Origin of the sequence: Streptomyces sp. NPDC001027, from assembly GCF_040299045.1 — a bacterium.
Taxonomy (GTDB): Bacteria; Actinomycetota; Actinomycetes; order Streptomycetales; family Streptomycetaceae; genus Streptomyces.
In genome coordinates, this window is sequence record NZ_JBEPBI010000469.1 from 1 (window position 1) to 2,880 (window position 2,880).

Genomic DNA, 2,880 nt, shown 5'->3' on the forward strand with positions numbered 1-2,880 from the left:
GCCATGCCGCCGTACACGCCGACCAGGGAGAGCGTGCCGCCGCGGCGCACCAGCTCGATGCCGGTGTGCGGACATGGGTGCGCCGGACCCTCGAACAGTGCGCCGAGGCCTTCTTCGACGCCGCCTGGACGAGCGTCGCCGGGCGGCTCACCGCGGACCTCCGCCTGAAGAACGAGCTGCTGAAGCGCCAGGGCCTCGGGGCGGCACTCGCCTCCGTGTCCGGAGCCGTCGCGCTGGCGCCGGACGGCGACTGCATCGTCGTCGACAAGCTCCAGGACAAGACCACCGCCGCACACGACGGCGAGGTCGTCTTCATCCCCAGCGTCTTCGGAAGTCCGCACCTGGTGGTGGTGCACGCGCCCGGGTGGCATCCGGTGGTGCAGTACCCCGTGGCCGAACCGGGCCCCTCCGATCCGGTGTCGCTGGAGGCGGTCGGCCTGCGGCTGGAGGCACTCGCGCACCCGGTGCGGCTGCGGCTGCTGCGCACCCTGGCCCGTGGCCCGCACACCACCGGCGAGCTCGCCCACGCCTGGGAGCTGACGCCCCCGGAGGTGTCCCGTCACCTCGCCGTGCTGCGTCGGGCGGGCCTGCTCACCGCCCGCCGGCACGGACGCTACGTCCGTCACGCGCTCAACGTGCCCGATCTGACGACCCTGGGAACCGACCTGCTGGCGGCCGTGCTGCGCTGACCGGCGGACATCATGAGAAGGCACTCTTACCGGCCGCGATTATGATCCGCGTCCTCGGTGAGAGGGGAGTCCTTGTGAGCGTGTTCGGGCGTGGCCGGCGTCGTGACGGAGCGGACGTGCCGCGCGATCGGGAGTTCCCCCAGCTGTCAGAGACGGAGGCCGCCCGGTTGCGGGTGCTGGTCCGTGACGCCTTCGCGGAGCGCGGCATCGAGGTGACCGTCGAGCCGGGGCGCGTGACCACGGGCACGGGCTGGCAGTTCGGCCTCACGAACCTCGCCGCCGTCTGCCACCACGACAGCCGGGGACCCCGACGCTGGCCCGCCCTCGTGGACACCCACGTCGACCGGGTCGTCCGTGCGCTGGACGGACCGCAGGCACTCAAGGCGCTGCCGCACGAACAGGTGCTGGCCCGGCTCCACCCCCGGTTCATTCCCGGCGGCCCCCGGCTGCTCAAGGCGTTCGGCTACGGTCCCCCGTCGGTTCCGGGCCTGCTGGAGGTGCTGGCGCTCGACCTCCCGGAGACCGTCGCCATGCTGACGGCGGAGGACCTCGCCGGCCTGGGCGACCCCACGGCCCTGCGCGAACGCGCGTTGCGGAACCTGCGCGCCGTCCGCCTCGACAGACACGAGAGGGTCAGGCACGAGAGCGGGGCCCGCTTCGACGTGCTGATGGGCGGCTCCTACTTCGTCGCGAGCCTCGCCCTGGTCCTGGACGAGGTCGTACGCCGGCACAGCAAGGACGCACCGACGCCGGACGGGATCCTCGTCGCGCTTCCGCACCGCCACCAACTCGCCTACCACGTCGTACGTGACGGCGACGTGGCGCCCTCACTGAACCTCATGGCCCGGTTCGCCGCCGTCGGCCACGAGGCGTCACCGGGCGCGCTCAGCCCCTCGGTGTTCCGGTGGCACGAAGGCGAGTTCACCGAGGTCGCCACATCGGACGACGCGGGTGAACACGTCAGGCTCACCGAGGAGGGAATCGCGCTGACGGCACGGTTCTCACGCGGCTAGCCGGGCCCGGGCGCGGGGCCCTGCGGGCGCGGAACCCTGTAGGCGCGAGGCGCGAGGCGCGAGGCGCATGCGCCCCACACCTGTTCACACATCGCGACGCCGGACGACGAGCAGAGCGAGCCCGACGGTGACCAAAGGCCAGAGTGCGTAGACGGCCCAGGAGCCGGTGACCGTGGCGGTATGGCCGAGGGAGTCGGGCTCCGGACCCCAGTTCTGGACCAGGCGCTTCCAGGCGGACGCCACCAGGGCGTGTCTGAGGTCCGCCGACGGGCGGCTGCTCTCCGAGAACATGGTGGGCAGCATCAACATCACGAAGACGATCACTTCACCGCTCGTGCGCGCCGCACACCGCGGCGCCGTCCCCGGGAGGGGGGGCCGCCGATGACCAGAACGACAGGCGTGGCCTGGGCGGGCGGCGCCCTGTACCTCCTCGCGGCGGCTCTGCTGGTCGGGGCCGTGCCGCGGGCCTCGGGCACGGACCATGGAGCGGGAGCGCTGCTGGCCGCGAGCCTGCTCGTCGGCGTGGTCCGCCGCGCGGCGCTCTCCACCCTGGCCATGACGCTGATCGGATCCACCGCTGTGGTGGTGGGTCCTCCGAGCCCCGTCGGCGACGACCTGCCGGCGGCTTATCAGGGACGGTTCCTCGCCTTTGTGGCGGTCCACCTCGTGCTGGGTTACGTGGTCGCCACTCGTCCACGGCGGCCCGCGACGGTCGCCGTGATCGCGTCCGTCCTCGTGCAGCTCCTGGTGATCGGCTGCTTCACGCACGGGGACGGCCTGGCCGTCAACCTGGTGATCGCCCTGCTGGCGACGGCCGCGTCCTGCATGGCGGGCCTGCTCAACCGCGAGCGGCACGAGCACGCGGCGGAGCTGCGTTCGCAGGAGGTGGCCGAGGCGGTGACCGCGGAACGTCTGCGGATCGCACGGGAGTTGCACGACATGGTGGCGCACAGCATGGGGGTCATCGCCATTCAGGCGGGCGTCGGCAGCCGGGTCGTCAGCACTCAGCCGGCGCAGGCGCGCGAGGCTCTGAGCGTCATCGAGGCCACCAGCAGGGAGACGCTGTCGGGCCTCAGGCGCACCCTGGTGTCGCTGCGTCAGGCCGACCTGGGCGCGTCGGCCTCGCAGCAGTCACCGCTCGCGCCCCCGTCCGGCCTCGCGGACGTCGAACGGCTGGC

General features: G+C 72.7%; 4 protein-coding genes. 3 read left to right on the forward strand and 1 reads right to left on the reverse strand.

Annotated elements, in window-relative coordinates; translation table 11 throughout:
• On the forward strand, positions 1–689 hold a 689-nt coding region (locus ABT300_RS42830), incomplete at its 5' end, for an ArsR/SmtB family transcription factor (RefSeq protein WP_351688243.1).
• Between the two features lie 116 nt (positions 690–805).
• The gene (locus ABT300_RS42835; protein WP_351688246.1) at positions 806–1,702 is read left to right on the forward strand and encodes a DUF1444 domain-containing protein; all 897 of its coding nucleotides are present in this window, start codon (positions 806–808) and stop codon (positions 1,700–1,702) included.
• An 84-nt stretch (positions 1,703–1,786) separates the two neighbouring features.
• Here the strand turns inward: ABT300_RS42835 and ABT300_RS42840 are convergent, their stop codons facing one another.
• On the reverse strand, positions 1,787–2,011 hold the full coding sequence (locus ABT300_RS42840; RefSeq protein ID WP_351688249.1) for a hypothetical protein: 225 nt from the start codon (positions 2,009–2,011) through the stop codon (positions 1,787–1,789).
• 72 nt (positions 2,012–2,083) lie between these two features.
• Between ABT300_RS42840 and ABT300_RS42845 the strand changes: the two genes are divergently transcribed.
• On the forward strand, positions 2,084–2,880 hold a 797-nt coding region (locus ABT300_RS42845), incomplete at its 3' end, for a sensor histidine kinase (RefSeq protein ID WP_351688252.1).